At 73.6% G+C, this 16,362-nt stretch carries 17 protein-coding genes; 11 read left to right on the top strand and 6 right to left on the bottom strand.

The window, feature by feature from the left end; genetic code table 11:
• Positions 1-140: 140 nt before the first annotated feature.
• Complete coding sequence (gene chvE, locus ACI79Q_RS10200) at positions 141-1,292, bottom strand: multiple monosaccharide ABC transporter substrate-binding protein (RefSeq protein ID WP_456590263.1); 1,152 nt, start codon at positions 1,290-1,292, stop codon at positions 141-143.
• Positions 1,293-1,581: 289 nt separating this feature from the next.
• Complete coding sequence (locus ACI79Q_RS10195; RefSeq protein WP_456590262.1) at positions 1,582-2,511, bottom strand: DUF5926 family protein; 930 nt, start codon at positions 2,509-2,511, stop codon at positions 1,582-1,584.
• A 144-nt stretch (positions 2,512-2,655) separates the two neighbouring features.
• On the opposite strand from ACI79Q_RS10195, the gene ACI79Q_RS10190 reads away from it, so the two are divergent.
• The 6 genes from ACI79Q_RS10190 (at position 2,656) to ACI79Q_RS10165 (ending at position 8,602) form a co-directional block, all read left to right on the top strand.
• On the top strand, positions 2,656-3,864 hold the full coding sequence (locus tag ACI79Q_RS10190) for a cytochrome P450 (RefSeq protein WP_456590261.1): 1,209 nt from the start codon (positions 2,656-2,658) through the stop codon (positions 3,862-3,864).
• A gap of 94 nt (positions 3,865-3,958) precedes the next feature.
• Complete coding sequence (locus tag ACI79Q_RS10185; RefSeq protein ID WP_456590260.1) at positions 3,959-4,483, top strand: SigE family RNA polymerase sigma factor; 525 nt, start codon at positions 3,959-3,961, stop codon at positions 4,481-4,483.
• On the top strand, positions 4,480-5,484 hold the full coding sequence (locus ACI79Q_RS10180) for a hypothetical protein (protein WP_456614645.1): 1,005 nt from the start codon (positions 4,480-4,482) through the stop codon (positions 5,482-5,484). The genes ACI79Q_RS10185 and ACI79Q_RS10180 overlap by 4 nt, the downstream gene beginning before the upstream one ends.
• Positions 5,485-5,547: 63 nt before the next feature.
• Positions 5,548-7,164, top strand: coding sequence for a long-chain fatty acid--CoA ligase (locus tag ACI79Q_RS10175; protein ID WP_456590258.1), 1,617 nt, complete (start codon positions 5,548-5,550; stop codon positions 7,162-7,164).
• A 149-nt stretch (positions 7,165-7,313) separates the two neighbouring features.
• Positions 7,314-7,820: a SigE family RNA polymerase sigma factor gene (locus tag ACI79Q_RS10170; protein ID WP_456590257.1), complete on the top strand. Its 507-nt coding sequence runs from the start codon at positions 7,314-7,316 to the stop codon at positions 7,818-7,820.
• Positions 7,817-8,602, top strand: coding sequence for a hypothetical protein (locus tag ACI79Q_RS10165; protein ID WP_456613387.1), 786 nt, complete (start codon positions 7,817-7,819; stop codon positions 8,600-8,602). Before ACI79Q_RS10170 ends, ACI79Q_RS10165 begins: the two co-directional genes overlap by 4 nt.
• Positions 8,603-8,719: 117 nt before the next feature.
• Here ACI79Q_RS10165 and ACI79Q_RS10160 read toward each other — a convergent pair whose 3' ends face one another.
• Positions 8,720-9,049 (bottom strand): rhodanese-like domain-containing protein, encoded by a 330-nt coding sequence (locus ACI79Q_RS10160; protein WP_456613388.1) that lies wholly within the window; start codon positions 9,047-9,049, stop codon positions 8,720-8,722.
• A gap of 69 nt (positions 9,050-9,118) precedes the next feature.
• Here ACI79Q_RS10160 and ACI79Q_RS10155 point away from each other — a divergent pair, with 69 nt between their 5' ends.
• Entirely contained in the window at positions 9,119-9,658 is a 540-nt protein-coding gene (locus tag ACI79Q_RS10155; protein ID WP_456614644.1) for a PH domain-containing protein, read from the top strand.
• Positions 9,659-9,663: 5 nt separating this feature from the next.
• Positions 9,664-11,205 (top strand): PH domain-containing protein, encoded by a 1,542-nt coding sequence (locus ACI79Q_RS10150; RefSeq protein ID WP_456614643.1) that lies wholly within the window; start codon positions 9,664-9,666, stop codon positions 11,203-11,205.
• Positions 11,206-11,298: 93 nt separating this feature from the next.
• Here ACI79Q_RS10150 and ACI79Q_RS10145 read toward each other — a convergent pair whose 3' ends face one another.
• Entirely contained in the window at positions 11,299-12,015 is a 717-nt protein-coding gene (locus ACI79Q_RS10145) for a response regulator (RefSeq protein WP_456590252.1), read from the bottom strand.
• A gap of 62 nt (positions 12,016-12,077) precedes the next feature.
• Here ACI79Q_RS10145 and ACI79Q_RS10140 point away from each other — a divergent pair, with 62 nt between their 5' ends.
• The 3 genes from ACI79Q_RS10140 to ACI79Q_RS10130 all read left to right on the top strand — a co-directional run bounded on the left by ACI79Q_RS10140 (position 12,078) and on the right by ACI79Q_RS10130 (position 14,179).
• Complete coding sequence (locus tag ACI79Q_RS10140; protein WP_456590251.1) at positions 12,078-12,815, top strand: sensor histidine kinase; 738 nt, start codon at positions 12,078-12,080, stop codon at positions 12,813-12,815.
• Positions 12,816-12,945: 130 nt separating this feature from the next.
• Positions 12,946-13,806: a manganese catalase family protein gene (locus ACI79Q_RS10135; RefSeq protein WP_456590250.1), complete on the top strand. Its 861-nt coding sequence runs from the start codon at positions 12,946-12,948 to the stop codon at positions 13,804-13,806.
• Between the two features lie 103 nt (positions 13,807-13,909).
• Complete coding sequence (locus tag ACI79Q_RS10130) at positions 13,910-14,179, top strand: hypothetical protein (protein ID WP_456614642.1); 270 nt, start codon at positions 13,910-13,912, stop codon at positions 14,177-14,179.
• A gap of 106 nt (positions 14,180-14,285) precedes the next feature.
• On the opposite strand, the gene ACI79Q_RS10125 is transcribed toward ACI79Q_RS10130, so the two are convergent.
• Entirely contained in the window at positions 14,286-16,022 is a 1,737-nt protein-coding gene (locus ACI79Q_RS10125; protein WP_456590248.1) for a sodium:solute symporter family protein, read from the bottom strand.
• Positions 16,019-16,297 carry a DUF4212 domain-containing protein gene (locus ACI79Q_RS10120; protein WP_456590247.1) on the bottom strand — a complete coding sequence of 93 codons (279 nt, stop codon included), beginning with the start codon at positions 16,295-16,297 and terminating at the stop codon, positions 16,019-16,021. Before ACI79Q_RS10120 ends, ACI79Q_RS10125 begins: the two co-directional genes overlap by 4 nt.
• Positions 16,298-16,362: the final 65 nt, after the last annotated feature.

The following is a 16,362-nucleotide window of genomic DNA, read 5'->3' as shown; positions in this document are numbered from 1 at the left end:
GACTCCGTCGTCCTCGGTGCTGAGTGGGTCACGGTGCTGGGCGGTGCACGGAACTGCTGGATGGTGCCCGGTCGGGCCCGGCGGCGAGAACGCGGCGCCGAGCCCGACCGGTCGTGCGGGGTGCTGCCGAGGAGCGCGGGTCAGCTGGTCTGACCGGCGGCGACCTCGTCGGCGGTGTAGTAACCGGAGTCGATCAGGACCTGCTCGATGTTCTCCTTGGTCACCGTCTCCACCGGGAGCAGGTACGACGGCACGACCTTCACGCCGTTGTGGTAGCTCTCGGTGTCGTTGGCCTCGGGCTCCTCGCCCTCCAGGTAGGCCTGGGCGGCCGCGACGGCCTGCTCGGCCAGCAGCCGGGTGTCCTTGAAGATCGTCGAGTACTGGATCTCGTCGTCGATCAGCTTGACGGAGGCGATCTCGGCGTCCTGACCGGTGATGATCGGCATCGGCCGCTCCGGGGCGGTGATCGTCGGGCCGTAGCCGGCGTTCTCCAGGGCGGTGATGATGCCGCGGGACAGGCCGTCGTAGGGCGAGAGGACGCCGTTGAGGACGGTGCCGCTGTTGTACGTGGAGGTCAGCAGGTCCTCCATGCGCCGCTGCGCGCCCTCCTGCGCCCAGCGCAGGATCGCGGCCTGCCCGATGTCGGTCTGCCCGGACGGGACGACCAGCGTGCCGTCGTCGATCAGCGGCTGCAGCACCGACATGGCGCCGTCCCAGAAGAAGTGCGCGTTGTTGTCGTCCAGCGAGCCGGCGAACAGCTCGACGTTGAACGGACCGGCGGCGTCGGTGCGCTCGCCGTTCTCGTCCAGGACGCCGAGGCCCTTGAGCAGGGACTCGCCCTGGGCGACGCCGACCTTGAAGTTGTCGAAGCTGACGTAGAAGTCGACGTTCTCGGTGTCGCGGATGAGCCGGTCGTAGGAGATGACCGGGATGCCCTCGGCGGCGGCGTTGGCGAGCTGGCTGGTCAGCGCGGTGCCGTCGATGGCGGCGACGATCAGGGCGTCGACGCCCTGGGTGATCATCGTGTCGATCTGCTGCGCCTGGGTCGGGATGTCGTCGTTGGCGTACCGCAGCTCGACGTCGTACCCGGCCTCGGTCAGCTGCTCCTCGACGTTCTCGCCGTCGGCGATCCAGCGCTCGGAGGTCTGCGTCGGCATCGAGACGCCGATCGACAGGTCCTCCGGGTTGGCGTTGGCCGTGTCGTTGGTGCTGCCGGCGCCCTCGCCGCCGCACGCCGCCAGACCGAGCGCCAGGGTGGCGCCCAGTGCGGTCAGGCCGAGCTTCTTGCTCACATGGGCCTCCTCGTTGAAGCTTCTGCCGCCGTCGCGTCGGCGCTCAGGCCCGCGTCTGCGGACCCGTCTATGTGAGCGCTAACACGAGCCGCCGTCAAGTGCGGTTCGCGTCACGGTCGCGTAACGACACGTCCATCCGCCGGACACCGGGCAGCGCCGTCCGGGCAGGCGCACGCCCGGCCGCCAGCGCGTTCTCCCCGCCGGGCGGCCGGTACGGGCGGTCACCGGGCGGGCCGCTCCCGGGCGCGTCGGTTGCGCGGCGTCACCCGTTCGTGCGCCCCGCAGCCGGCTACCGCAGGGTGATCTGGCGGGAGAGCAGCCCGGCGCGGGCGCGCCGCTCGTCGGCGGTCAGCGGGGCCGTCTCGGCCAGGGCGGCCTCGAGCCGGCTCTGGAACTCGGTCGCCGGTGCGGCCCAGTCCTCGGCCGGGGTGTCGGCCGGCAGGTCCCACACCGGGACGACGAGACCGTGGGCGCGGAAGGCGCCGGCGTAGCGGGTGCCCTCACCGAGGAGGATCTGCTCGGACGCCGACAGGCGGGCCAGCGCGTCGAGCAACTGCTCCTCCTTCTCCGGCCGCACCCAGCGCAGGTGCGCCCGCTCGCTGCCCGGGCGCACCCAGTAGGCGGCCTCCAGCCCTTCCAGCCGGACGGTGGGCAGGATCGCCTCGTTGGCCTGGGTCAGGCCGGCGCGCGCGGCGGGGCTGGGGTCGGTGCCCTCCAGCCAGAAGTCGAAGCTGTCGTGCACGGTCACCTCGAGCGGCGCGGTGAGGTCGAGCACCTCCTGCAGCCGTGGGCCGGCCGAGCCGGTGCCACCGATGGGGCCCGGGTCCACCGGCGCGCCCGCGGGGGCCTCCAGCGCGGCGGCGACGGCGGTGCCGAGGTCGCGGCTGACGTCGTCCGACGACGTCGCCAGCTGGGCGCCGACGAGGATCTGGCCGTTGGCGCGCACCAGAGCGGGGGCGCCGCCGGGCAGCACGCTGGCCAGGGTGAGCTCGCGCCCGTCGGCCGAGCGCAGCGTCGCCGTCGCCGCCGGGACGAGCTCGCGCAGCGCCACCCAGTCGGCCTCGCCGGGCAGGCCCTCGAACGGCCGGACGACCGGCGGGGCGTACCCGGAGCCGTGGCAGTGCTTGTAGCGGCGGCCCGACCCGCAGGGGCAGGGCGCCTTCGGGTTCACGCCCTCCGGCGCGGCAGCGGGGGCGGACGAGCGCTTGCGGGAAGCCATGCGGGTCAGCGTATGTGGCGGGGTGCGGGGCCCCGCCCCGAGGCCGCGGGCGCCGGGGGACGCGGCCTCGAAGCCGAGTTCGTCTCACTCGTCGGCGGGCCCGCGGGTGCCGGACGCCGCGGGCGGGCTCCTAGGCTTCCCGGCGTGTCCCCGGCCGTCGACGCGCTCGACCTCACCGCCCCCTCGTTCGTCGCCGACCCGTACCCGGCGTTCGCGCGGGCCCGGGCGCAGGCGCCGGTGCAGTGGCACGAGGGGCTGGGACTCTGGTTGGCGTTCACCCACGCGGAGTCCAACGCCGTGCTGCGCGACCGCCGGCTGGGCCGCATCTGGGCGGACAAGGAGCCGGCCGACCGGTTCGAGAGCTTCAACCTCATCCACCGCAACGCCATCCTGGAGATGGAGCCGCCGGACCACACCCGGCTGCGGCGGCTGATCACCAGCGCGTTCGCCCGCGGGCACGTGGAGCGGCTGCGCCCGTGGGTGGAGGAGCTGGCCGGCCGGCTGGCCGACGAGCTGGTCGAGCGCTCGGCCGGGTCGACGCCGGTCGACCTGCTCACCGGCATGGCCGAGCAGCTGCCGGTCGCGGTGATCGCCGAGCTGCTGGGCGTGCCCGAGGCCGACCGCCCGCTGCTGCGGCCGTGGTCGAACGCGATCGTGAAGATGTACGAGTACGGGCGCACGGCAGCCGTCGAGGAGGCGGCCGAGCGCGCGGCGGACGAGTTCGTCACCTACCTGCGGCAGCTGGCCGCCGAGCGCCGTACCGCCCCCGGCGAGGACCTGCTCTCCCACCTGGTGTCCGTCCGGGACGCCGACGGCGACCGGCTGACCGAGGACGAGCTGGTCACCACCTGCATCCTGCTGCTCAACGCCGGCCACGAGGCCACGGTGAACGTCACCGGCAACGGCATGCTGGCGCTCCTGCGCCACCCCGACCAGCTGGCCGCCCTCCGCGCGGAGCCGGGTCTGCGCCCCGCGGCGCTGGAGGAGCTCATGCGCTTCGACCCGCCGCTGCAGCTGTTCGAGCGCACCGCCACCGCGGACGTGGAGCTCGGCGGCGTGACCGTGGCCGAGGGGCAGAAGATCGCCGCCCTCCTCGGCGCGGCGAACCACGACCCCACCGTCTTCGCCGACCCCGAGACCCTCGACGTCCGCCGTAGCGACAACCCGCACATCGCGTTCGGTGCGGGCATCCACTTCTGCATCGGGGCGCCACTGGCCCGGGTCGAGCTGCAGGCCACCTTCGGCGCGCTGCTGGACCGGACGTCGGTGCTCGAGCTCGGCGGTGAGCCGGTGCGCCGTCCCGAGTTCGTCATCCGCGGCCTGGAGACGCTGCCCGTCGTCCTCACCGCCTGATCGAGGCCGTTACCGAACCGAGATCTTCCGCGCTGGGGTCCGGCTGCCGGGCCGATACGTCTTCCGGGTGGAGGCATCGGCGGAGGGTGGGCGCGTGGGACGACCGAGGGACGACGGGTTCACGGACTTCGTCCGCGACCACGGGCCCGGGCTGCTGCGCACGGCCTGCCTGCTGACCGGGGACCGCGCCCGGGGCGAGGACCTGGTGCAGACGGCGCTCGCCCGCGCCTTCGCCTCCTGGCCGAAGGTGCAGCGGGCCGACAACCCGCTGGCCTACGTGCGCCGGATGCTGGTCAACAGCCACTTGAGCTGGCTGCGGCTGCTCACCAACACCGAGCAGGTCATCGAATCGGTCCCCGACCGGGGGGACGGCACCGACCTGCAGGCGGCGCACGCCGCGGCCGACGAGCTGCGGGCCGCGCTCCTGCAGCTCTCGCCCCGCGCGCGCACCGCCGTCGTCCTCCGGTACTTCGACGACCTCAGCGAGGCCGAGACCGCCCGGTTGATGCGGTGCTCGACCAGCACGGTCAACAACCACGTCACCCGCGGGCTCGCCGCGCTCCGGGCGCTGCTCGCACCCGGGGACCCCTACGAGCAGCTGACCGGGAGGTCGTCGTGAACGACGTCGAGCAGTTCCTGCCCGCGCGGCTGACCGCGCTCGCCGACAGCATCGCGGCCGGCGGGCGCGTGTCGCCCGACGACGTCGTCGCCCGGCACCGGCAGCGCCGCCGCACCCGGGCCGGCGTCCTGTCGACGGTCGCCGCGATGGTCGTGATCGCAGTCGGCGTCCCGGCCACGGTCGGCTCGCTGTCGTCGGCACCGGCCGGCCCGGCCGCGCCCGCCCCGGCGACGGTCGCCCCCGATCGGACCTCGGAAGCGGAGCGGTCGGCCTCGGCGGAGGCCGACCGCGCGGCAGCGGCGGAAGCCGAGGCGGAACGGGCGTCAGCGGCGGAAGCCGAGGCGGAACGGGCGTCAGCGGAGGAGGCGCAGGCCGGTGTGGCTGCGGCCGCTGCCCAGGCGGCTGCGGCCGCTGCCGCGCCCGAGCTCGAGGCCACCGCCGCCGCGCTGGGCGGGCCGGTCGTGCTCAGGTCCCCTGCTGAGTGGGACCGGTGGCTGCCCGCCGGCAAGCCCTACCCGGGGGTCTCCACCGAGGAGGACATGGCGACCTGCCCGCGGCTGTCCGCGCGGCTCGGTGAGGCCCTCGACGACGAGTTCAGCTACTGGACCGGCACCCTGCCGGCCGGCCCGTCCGGCTGCACCTGGGTGCCGGTGCCGCTGTCCTACGACGGGCCCTACGACTACGCGTACCTCGTCGACGTGGGTTTCCTGGGCGACGGGACGACGGTCGAGCAGCTGCGGAGCACCTACGTCATGGGCGGCGGCCAGGCAGAGTACCCGGGTGCGACGCCCTGCCCGTCGGCCGACGTCCCTGGCGGCGGGGCGCTCATCCTGTGCCCCGGGATGGACGAGCGTTACGACGCCCGGTGGTCACTCGCCGTTCCCGACGCCCGGGGGGCTGGCGTGTGGGTGCTGTCCGCGACGGCCCAGTCGTCGACCGGCCGCTCGTCGGCGGAGGCGTTGACCGTGCTGACCGAGCAGCTCCGGGACATCTACGGCTGACCGACCCGGCGGCCCGCACCCCTACCGCTGGAAGGTGAGCGCGGTCACTGGCAGGATCCGGACATGCGCGGCTTGATGCAGGACTACCCCCTCACGATCGACTCGATCTTCCGGCACGTCGAGCAGCACTACGGCGACGGGACGATCGTCACCAACAACCCCGGGGGCGTGACCCGGGCGACGTACGCGGAGTGGGCGCAGCGCACCCGCAAGCTGGGCGGCGTCCTCGACACCCTGGGCGTCAGCGCCGACGGGCGGGTCGGCACGTTCGGCTGGAACAGCCAGCGGCACCTGGAGCTGTACTTCGCCGCGCCGTGCACCGGGCGCGTGCTGCACACCCTCAACGTGCGGCTCTTCCCCGAGCAGCTCACCTACATCGCCAACCACGCCGAGGACGAGGTCATCTTCGTCGACCGCACGGTCCTGCCGCTGCTGTGGCCGCTGATCGACACCATGAAGACGGTCAGGCAGGTCGTGGTCATGGACGACGGCGGCGGCAACGAGATCCCCGACGACCCCCGCATCCTCGACTACGAGACGCTCCTGGCCGACGCGCAGCCGGTCGAGTTCGGCGTCACGGACGAGTGGCGCGCGGCCTCGATGTGCTACACGTCCGGCACCACCGGCAACCCGAAGGGCGTCGTCTACTCGCACCGCTCGACGTTCCTGCACACCATGGGCGTGATGGCGCCCAACGCCTTCGGCCTGGGCATCCGCGACGTCGCGATGCCGGTCGTGCCGATGTTCCACGCCAACGCCTGGGGCATCGCCCAGGCCGCCCCGGCCGCCGGCGCATCGCTGGTCATGCCGGGCGCGCTCATGCAGCCCGAGGCGCTGGCGAAGTTGATCGTCGACGAGGGCGTCACCTTCACCGCCGGCGTCCCGACCATCTGGCAGGGCGTGCTCCCGCACCTGGCCGGGCAGCCGCACAAGCTGCGCGACATCGGCTGCGGTGGCTCCGCTGTGCCGAAGGCGCTCTCCGAGGCCTACCGCGAGCAGGTCGGCATCCCGATCCTGCAGGCGTGGGGCATGACCGAGACCCACCCGGTGGCGTCGTCGGGCGTGCTGCCCAAGCGCTACGAGGACGCCGACGACGAGACCAAGGCGGCCCAGCGGGCGCGCGCCGGCATCCCGTTCCTCGGCGTCGAGGCGCGCATCGTCGACTCCGACACCCTCGAGCCGCAGCCGTGGGACGACAAGGCCACCGGTGAGCTGCAGGTGCGCGGGCCGTGGTGCGCGCAGGACTACTACAACCCCGACGCCGGTGTGGAGCTCACCACCGCCGACGGCTGGATGAAGACCGGCGACGTCGCCGCCATGGACGAGTACGGCTCCATCCGGATCGCCGACCGCACCAAGGACCTGATCAAGTCCGGCGGCGAGTGGATCAGCTCGGTCGACCTGGAGAACGCGATCATGAGCCACCCCAAGGTGAAGGAGGCCGCCGTCGTCGGCATCCCGCACCCGAAGTGGGACGAGCGCCCGCTGGCCTGCGTCGTCCTCAAGGAGGGTGAGGAGGCGTCGGAGCAGGAGATCCTCGACCACCTCAAGCCGCTGGTGGCCAAGTGGTGGATGCCCGAGGCGGTGGAGTTCATCGACGAGGTGCCCAAGACCAGCGTCGGCAAGTTCTCCAAGAAGGACCTGCGCAGCCGGTTCGCGGAGTACCAGGTGAAGAGCTGACCCCTCCGCGGGTTGATCATCGGCAGGTGGTTGCCGGCACCGGCGTGTCGGGCGACCACCTGCCGATGATCGAATTCGGCGGGCGCGGCGGAACCGCGCCCACCCCCCGGCCCGTCATCCTCTCCAGAGGGCGATCCGGCGGAGGGTGAGTGGAGCGGGACGAGGCGTTCACGCGGTACGTGGACGAGCGCTGGCCGGTGCTCGTCCGCTCCGCCGTGCTGCTCGGCTGCGCCCGCACGGAGGCCGAGGACCTGGTGCAGACGGCCCTGGTGCGCTGCTACGTCGCCTGGGACCGGGTCGGCACCGCCGACAACCGGGACGCCTACGTCTACCGGGTGCTGGTCAACTGCCACCACGACAGCCGCCGCCGCCGATGGTGGGGCGAGCGGCCGACCGCGGAGGTGCCCGACGTCGCCACCGACGACGGCACCGCGCAGGTGGACGACGCCGACGCCGTCCGACGCGCGCTTTCCCGGTTGAGCCCGGCGCACCGGGAGGTCGTCGTGCTGCGCTTCTACGCCCACCTGGGCGAGCAGCAGATCGCCGACGCGCTGCGCATCGCGCCGGGGACGGTGAAGAGCCGGCTCTCCCGTGCGCTGGCCCAGCTGCAGACCGATCTGGACGTCGCCGAGCTGCGGGGAGGGAGGGCATCGTGACCGATCGGGAGACCTCGGCGTTGCTGGGCGAGGTGGCGGAGCGGGTGCCCGTCGGCCCGCCGCCGACGGCGCAGCTGCTGCGGGCCGGCCGCCGGGCTCGGCGGCGCCGAGCGGCGGGTGTCTCGCTCGCGGTCGCCGCGGGGGTGGCGGTGGTGGCCGGCGGGGTGGTCACCGTCGTCGACCTGCCGAGCGGGCAGGACGACGCCGCGGGCTCGGCCTCCGTGCTGGTCGCCGAGGAACCGCGGCAGGACGCTCCGGAGGCCGCCGACGCCGACCCGGGCACCGGCATGCCTCCGGCCGACGGCGGGGACGAGCCCGGGACGGCGGCCGGCAGCGAGCTGTCGCAGCTCGCCGAGGACCCGACGGCCAGGCGCACCGGGCCGCTCGCCGGCACGGAGGCGAGCTCCTGCGCGCTCGAGTACAGCTCCGCCGCCGTCGGCAGGCTGGACTTCGCCTTCGCCGGCGTGGTGGTGGGCATCGGGCCAGCCGTCACGACGCAGGCCGGTTCACCCGGGCCGCCGGAGGACCTGGTCGGGGTCACCTTCGCCGTGCAGGAGTGGTTCTCCGGCGGATCGGGCGAGACTGTGACCGTGGACCTCCCGGCGCCGTACGACCCGGCAGCGGGCAGCAGCACGCCGGGCCCGGTCTACGGGGTCGGGTCGCGCCTGCTGGTCAGCGGCGCCGACCGCTGGGAGGGCGAGCCGCTGGAGCCGATCGCCTGGCTCTGCGGCTTCACCCGCTACTACGACGAGGAGACCGCCGCGTCCTGGCGTTCCCCCTGAGCGCAGAGCAGTCACCGTTCCCGCGTTGACCCGCGCCACCTGACCTGAAGCCGCGCCACGGCACGGCTCGACGTCCGCCCGAGCGGCTCAACCCTCGCAGACGACCGGCGCTGGACCTCAGCGGACGAAGGGCTCCTCGCCGGTCTCGCTCACCATGGGCTTGCCGGCGGCCTGCCACTCGCCCATGCCGCCGCCGACGTTGACCGCGTCGTAGCCGTTGGCGTTGAGCCACGCGGCCACCCGTGCCGAGCGGCCACCGCCGCGGCAGGTGACGTAGAGCGGGTCGGCCTCGGGCAGCTCGTCGAGCCGGGCAGGGACGTCGCCCATGGGGATGTGGGTGGCGCCCTCGATGTGCCCGTGCACCCACTCGTCGTCCTCCCGGACGTCGAGGACCACGGCGTCCGCGGGCATCTCGGAGGCGGGCACGGTCGGAACCTGCTGCGGCATCACGCTCTCCATCGTGGCACGAACACCGGTTGCGCGACCGGCGCCCGCCGCACTGGGAGGATGGGCCCGATGTCCCCCAGCCACCGGGCCGCCCCAGGCGCCGCCCGCCCGACGCCCGTGCGCGAGCCCGCCTGGGAGCTGCCGCGCTCGGCGATCGGGCTGTGGGTGGTGGAGAGCCTGATCAGCGCGGCCTTCATGTGGCTGGGCATCGGCGCGTTCCTGCTCTTCGTCCCCGCCGACGCCGGCGACCCGGTCCCCCTGATCCGCACGCTGCTCCCCCTGGCCGGCGGCGTCTACGCGGTCATCGCCCTGAGCGTCCGGCCGTGGTTCAAGCACCGCGTGTACCGGTGGGAGATCACCAACGAGGCGGCCTACACGCGCACCGGCTGGCTCACCCAGACCTGGACGCTGGTGCCGATCTCCCGCATCCAGACCGTCGACGTCACCCGTGGCGTGCTGCAGCAGATGTTCGGCCTCGCTTCCGTCGCCGTGCTCACCGCCTCCAGCCAGGGCACCGTGCGCATCTGGCACCTGGAGCAGGACGTCGCCCAGCGCGTCGCCGACGACCTCGCCCGCCGGGCCGAGCTGGTCCGCGACCAGGCCACCTGAGCGCCGTGCAGCCCGCGCCCCCACCCCCGCGCCGGCCGGCCGGCCCGCTCCCGCCCTGGCCCCCGCCCCTCGGCCCGCCGCCCGCGCCGCCCACCGAGCCCGGACGGCGGCTCTCCCCGCGCGTCATCGCCGTCCACACCGCGACGTTCCGCCAGGCCCGGCAGTTCGTCCCGGCCGTCATCCCGATCGTCGCGGCCACCGGGTTCGGCGGCGGGACGCGCACCGTCGTCGCCCTCGTCATCGGCGTCACCGTCCTCTCGCTCCTCACCGCCGCCCTCAACTGGTGGCGGTTCAGCTACGCCGACGGGCCGTCCGCGGTCGTCATCACCCGCGGGCTGCTGGCGCGCTCGGTGCGCACCGTCCCCAACGACCGCATCCGCGGCGTGGAGGTGGAGGTACCGCCGCTGCACCGCCTCTTCGGCCTGGTGCGCGTCCGCATCGACGCCGCCGCCGGGGCGGTCTCCGACGGCGACGAGGAGCTGCTCGTCGACGGCGTCCCGCGCGCCGAGGGGGATCGGCTGCGCGTCGCCGTGCTCACCCACCGCGCCGCCGCCGCACCCGCGACTCCCCCGGACGGCGCACCGGCACCCGAGCCCGTCGAGGAGGAGTACGCCCGCCTCGACCACCGCTGGCTGCTCTACGCCCCCCTGGTCGGCACCTACCTCGCCGTACCGCTCGCCGCCGTCGGCGCCCTGTTCCGGCTGGCCGAGGAGCTGCCCGAGCAGCTCACCCCCGAGTTCGAGGAACCGAACCTCTCCGACGTCCAGCTGATCGGTGCCGGGATCGGCATCGCCGTGCTCGTGCTGCTGCTCGGGTCCGTCGTCGGCGCCGCCGTCGTCAACTGGCGGTTCCGGCTGGCCCGCCGCGGCGGCTCGCTGGTCGCCTCGCGCGGGCTGCTCACCCGCCGGCACACCGAGCTGGAGGTCGACCGCATCCGCGGCGTCACCGTCACCGACGGGCTCGGCATGCGGCTGGTCCGCATCGCCCGCGTCAACGCGCTGGTCACCGGCCTCGGCGACGCCAGCGGCCGCGGCCAGTTGCTCCCCCTCGGCCCGCGTGCGGAGGCGTGGGCGCTGGCCCGGCGGGTCACCGACGTCCCCGGCGAGCTCACCCCGCACCCGCCCGCGGCCCGGCGCCGGCGGGTGATGCGGGCGGTCGTGTTCGGGCTGCTGGTCACCGCGGGCGGCGGCGTCCTCCTGGCCGAGCAGGGCTGGTGGTGGCTGCTCGCCGTCGGCATCGTCCTCACCGTGCTCGGCGTCCCGGTCGGGATCGCCCGCTACCGCTCCCTCGGGCATGTGACCGGGCCCCGGACCTTCTCCGTCCGCAGCGGCTGGCTGGTGCGCGAGCAGGTGGTGCTCGAACGCCGGGCAGTCGTCGGCTGGCAGGTGCGGCAGTCCTTCTTCCAGCGGCGTGCGGGACTGGCCACCGTCACCGCGTGCGTGGGCGCGGGCAGCGGCGGCTACGCCGCGCAGGACATGGCCGCCGACGAGGTCCCCGCGTTCACGCTGGCCGCCTCCGAGCCCTGGGCCGGCACGCTCGGCAGGTGAGCTGCCCGAGGTAAGGGAAGGTGAACCTTCCGAGACCGGCGGTTGTCGATCATGCCCCCGGGTAGCTGGCCCGGCGATGACGTCCTGGGGAGTTCAGCCGACGAGGCCACCGGTGTGCCGCACCGGCTCCCCGGCGCCCAGCCCGACGCGGCCGGCCAGCGCCGCCGCCTCCACCCGCGTCGCCACGCCGAGCCGGCGCAGCAGGTGGGCCACCAGCCGCTTCGCCGTCCGCTCCGAGACGTGCAGCGTCGTCGCGATGTCCACCGTGCTGGTGCCGTCGGCGATCAGCCGCCAGAGGCGCCGCTCGTCGGCGGTGAGCTGGTCGACGATGCTCTGCTGCCCGGCGGGCGCGGCGTCCTCCAGCAGCTGGCGCAGCAGCGCCTCCGGCACGACCGACCACCCGTCGAGGACGGCGAGCAGCGGCCGCACCAACGCCTCGGGGTCCGCCGTCTTCGGCAGGAAGCCCGCCGCGCCGGCCCGCAGCGCCTCGATGGCGGCGTCCGCCTCCGCCAGGCCGGAGAGCGCGACCACCCGCACCATCGGGTCCGCCCGGCGGATGGCGGCGATCGCCCTGGTGCCGCCGGGGGGCGGCATGTGCAGGTCGACGATCGCCACGTCGGCGTGGTGGCGCTGCACCAGCGCCGCGGCGGCCGAGGCGTCGTCCGTCGTCGCCACCACCCGGACCCGGCCCTCGCTGAGCCCCGGCAGCAGCAGGCCCAGCCCACGCGTGAACAGCGGGTGGTCGTCCACGACGACCACGTCCACCGGCGGCCTGCGGTCAGCAGCGGCCGCGTCGTCGGTCTGCCCCACATCACTCCTGACGGTCGGTGCGCCCCACGGTGCCACTGCCCGGCTCCCCTGAGGAGGTGCCCGTGACCCTGGCTGCCGACACGCAGACGTCGACGCGTAGCCGCGGACTGCTCAACGATCTCGTCCGCGTGCTGCGCGCGCACCTTCCGCACCCGCGCCGGAGGCCCGGATCCGATCCGGAGATCCCCAGCCCAGAGGACGCCGTCGTCCGTGCGCTCTGCCACGACATGCGCAGCCCGCTGGCCTCGCTCGAGGCGGTGCTGGGCTCGCTGGACCGGGCCCCCGAGCAGGCCGGTGAGCTGCTCGCGCTCGCACGGGCCCAGACCGCGCACCTGTCGTCGATGCTCCGCACGGCCGACGCCACCGGCGGCGCGGTCCGGCGGTCACCCGGCACCCGCCGTCTCCGTGATGTCCTCCAGGCCTCAGTCGCCGCCTCGGGGCTGCCCCGGTCGCAGCTCACGGTGCAGTTCGACGACGGTGCGGGGGAGATCGCCGTCGGGGACGCGCGGGTGCAGCGCATCCTCATCAACCTGCTGGAGAACGCCCACCGCCACGGCGACGGCGCCCCGGTGCGGCTCCGCGTGACCGCCCGCGCGGGCTGGGTCGACCTCTCCCTCACCCAGCCCGGGGTCCCCGTCGACCGCATCGTCCAGCACCTGCGGCAGACCCGGCCGCCGGTGGACCTCACAGGGCTCGGGCTGTGGTCGGTGCAGCGCCAGGCCGGGGAGCTGGGGGGCCGGGTGCTGTGGTTCCGGGACGGCGAGGACTTCACCCTCACGGTGCGGCTCCCGGACCGCTGAGCACGTCGCCCTCCGGACGACCGAGCAATTGGCACCGGGGGGCCACGGGACGGCACCGGTGGGCCACCCGGGGCGGGCAGAACCTCGTCGTCACCGCGAACGCGGTGGAGCGACGACGCAAGGAGAGCCCGTGTTCACGCACACCCACGCCCTGCAGTACGAGGCCAAGCCCGACGGCCCCGACGCCGCGTTCGCCCGCCGGATGCAGGAGATCCTCGGCGGCCAGTGGGGCGAGATGACGGTCGCCACCCAGTACCTGCTGCAGGGCTGGAACTGCCGGCTGCCCGGCAAGTACAAGGACATGCTCCTGGCCATCGGCACCGAGGAGCTGGCCCACGTCGAGATGATCGTGACGATGATCGACCGGCTGCTGGACCACCAGCCGCTCAAGCCGGACTCCGCCGACCGCACCAAGGAGGCGGCCGCCGGGTACGGCGACGTCAACCCGCAGCACGCCATCGTCAACGGCGGCGGCGCCTACTACCGCGACTCCATGGGCCTGCCCTGGAGCGGCGGCTACGTGACCGCCAGCGGCAACCTCATGGCCGACTTCCACTACAACGCCACCGCGGAGATGCAGGGCCGGCTGCAGGTCGCCCGGCTCTTCAACATGACCGACGACCCCGGGGTCAAGGACATGCTGCGCTTCCTCATCGCCCGCGACCACATGCACCAGATGCAGTGGCTCGCCGCGATCGAGGAGCTCAAGGAGGACGGCCTCGAGGGCATCCCGGTGCCGGAGGCGTTCCCGCTCGAGGAGGAGCCGGGCAACTTCGGCTACACCTTCATCGACGCCTCCGACGGCCCGGACGCCGCCGCCGGCCGCTGGGCCTCCGGCCCGGCCGTGGACGGTCGCGGCGAGATGTCCGCCGCCCCGATCGAGGCGACCGCCGACGCGCCGATCCTGCCCCCGGGCGACCCGCGGCTGTTCCCGACCCCGCAGATGGAGGGTCAGTCGATGCTGCAGCGGGCCAAGGACATGCTCAAGTAGGCCCTGGCCCCACCTGCACCTGCGCCGTCGCCGTGCCGGCGGCCCACCCGCGACGGGTGCGGCCGCCGGCCCGGCGGGCCCAGCCCCTCCCGGAGGTCTCGTCGTGCACCCCCACCTGCACCTGCCCCGCCTGCCCCTGCCCGCCGTGCTGCTCTCGCTGGTGTACCTCGCCGCGATCGCCGTCGCGGTCAGCGCACCCGGCCAGCACGCCGTCGCCGGCCTGGTCGTCCTGACCGGCCTGGTCGCCCGCTGGGTCGTCCGCGCCCGCCGCCCCGAGCGGGCAGCCGCGCCCGTGGCGCTCGCCGTCGCGGAGAGCACCGACACCGTGGACGCCGTCCTCACCGCTGAGCCCGCCCCGGCCACCGCTGCCTGACCCGGGAGCGCGAGGCGCGCGCCTCCCCGTCGGGGAAGCGCGCGCCTCCGGTACGACCGGGGCGGCCGGCAGGCGACGCCGGCGTCCCTGCGTCGAGGTGGAGCGATCAGCGGGAGCGCGGCTCGTGCGGCGGCGGCTCCTGCGACCCGGCCTCGTGGATCACCTCGTCGAGGTGCCCCTCGGCGTGCGCCGCGACCAGCCGGCTCTTCCCGGGGTAGCGGATCTCCTCCACCAGCTCCTGCATCACCGGCGACGGCTTCGGGGTGAACTGCGAGACGACGATCGTGACCACGAAGTTGATGATCATGCCGATCGTGCCGAAGCCGGTCTCCGGGATGCCGAAGAGCCCCTCGCTGTTGCCGTAGATGTCGATCGTCCACAGCATGTAGGCGACGGTCGTGCCGAGACCCGCCGCGAGCCCTGCCGTGGCGCCCATCGCCGTCGTCTTCTTCCAGAAGATGCCGAGCACCAGGATCGGGAAGAAGCTCGCACACGCCAGGCCGAAGGCGAGCGCCACCACCTGGGCCACGAAGCCGGGCGGGTTGATGCCCAGGTAGCCGGCCACGAGGATGGCCAGCGCCATCGCGATCCGGCCCACGAGCAGCTGGCGGCCCTCCGTGGCGCCCGGGTTGATCCGCTTGTAGTAGACGTCGTTGGCCACCGAGGACGAGATGACCAGCAGCAGCCCGGACGCGGTGGAGAGGGCCGCCGCCAGGGCGCCGGCGGCGACCAGCCCGACCACGGGCGCCGGCAGCCCGGCGATCTCCGGCGACGCGAGCACGATGATGTCGTTGTTGATCACCAGCTCGCCGGTCTCGGGCCCGTAGTCGATGACGCCGTTGCCGTTGACGTCGTCGACGGTGATCAGGCCGACGTCGGCCCAGGTGTTGAACCACCCCGGCGTGTCGTCGACGTCGGTGCCGGCGATCTGCTCGATGAAGTTGAGCTTGCTGAAGGCGCCCACCGCCGGGGCCGAGGTGTAGAGCAGGGCGATGAAGAACAGTGCCCACAGCGCCGAGTACCGGGCCGCGCGCACGCTCTTGGCCGTGTAGAACCGGACGATCACGTGCGGCAGACCCGCGGTGCCGAACATCAGTGCCGCGGTGATCAGCACCATGTTGAGCATGGTCGTCTGCGTGAACGCCTCGGTGTACGCGGCGAAACCGAGGTCCTGCTGGAGGCCGTCGAGCTCGGACAGGATCTGGCCGAAGCCGATCTGCGGGAACGGGTTGCCGGTGAACTGCGCCGAGATCGCCACCACCGGGATGAGGTAGGCGACGATCAGGACGCTGTACTGGGCGACCTGCGTCCAGGTGATCCCCTTCATGCCGCCGAGCACGGCGTAGAAGAAGACGATCACCATGCCGATGACGACGCCGGCCGTGGTGCCGACCCCGAGGAACCGCTGGAACACGAGGCCGACGCCGGCCATCTGCCCGGCGACGTAGACGAACGAGACGACGATCGCCGCGACGACCGCCACGAGGCGGGCGGTCTCGGAGTACCGGTCGCCGACGAAGTCGGGGATCGTGTACTTGCCGAACTTGCGGAGGTAGGGCGCGAGCAGGAGGGCGAGCAGCACGTAGCCGCCGGTCCACCCCATCAGGTACACCGAACCGGCGTAGCCGTTCCCGGCGAACGCGATGATGCCGGCCATCGAGATGAACGACGCCGCGCTCATCCAGTCCGCCGCGATCGCGGCGCCGTTGGCCGGAGCCGGGATGCCGCCGCCGGCGACGTAGAAGCCGGACGTGGTGGACACCCGGCTGGCGTAGGCGATGTAGATGTAGACGCCGAACGTGAGGATGACGAAGACGAGCGTCCACACCTGGATGTCGCTCATGAGTGGTGGACCTCTTCCTCGTACTCGTCGATGCCGAACTCGGCGTCGAGCTTGTCCATCCGCCAGACGTAGACGGCGATGAGCACGACGAAGGTGACGATGGACCCCTGCTGGGCGAACCAAAAGCCGAGCGGGAACCCGAGGATCTCGATGCCGTTCAGCGGCTCGACGAAGACGATCCCCGCGCCGAACGACACCAGTGCCCAGATGACGAGCAGCACGCTCATCAGGCGGAGATTCCTCCGCCAGTACTCCTTGCGCTGCGCAGCGTCCACCCGCTCCTCCAGAGATCCGCTCGTGTGTGCTACATCACATGTGCGCGGAAAGGGAACCAGACCAG

The sequence above is a fragment of the Blastococcus sp. SYSU DS0828 genome (assembly GCF_054050975.1).
The sequence above is the reverse complement of the archived record's forward strand: the minus strand, read 5'-3'. Positions and strand labels throughout refer to the sequence as shown.

Bases quoted from the DNA above. Each gene is read 5' to 3' on its own strand.
- ACI79Q_RS10175 (WP_456590258.1), top strand. From the start codon at position 5,548: ATGCGCGGCTTGATGCAGGACTACCCCCTCACGATCGACTCGATCTTC.
- ACI79Q_RS10195 (WP_456590262.1), bottom strand. From the start codon at position 2,511: ATGGCTTCCCGCAAGCGCTCGTCCGCCCCCGCTGCCGCGCCGGAGGGC.
- ACI79Q_RS10155 (WP_456614644.1), top strand. From the start codon at position 9,119: ATGTCCCCCAGCCACCGGGCCGCCCCAGGCGCCGCCCGCCCGACGCCC.
- ACI79Q_RS10125 (WP_456590248.1), bottom strand. From the start codon at position 16,022: ATGAGCGACATCCAGGTGTGGACGCTCGTCTTCGTCATCCTCACGTTC.
- ACI79Q_RS10160 (WP_456613388.1), bottom strand. From the start codon at position 9,049: ATGCCGCAGCAGGTTCCGACCGTGCCCGCCTCCGAGATGCCCGCGGAC.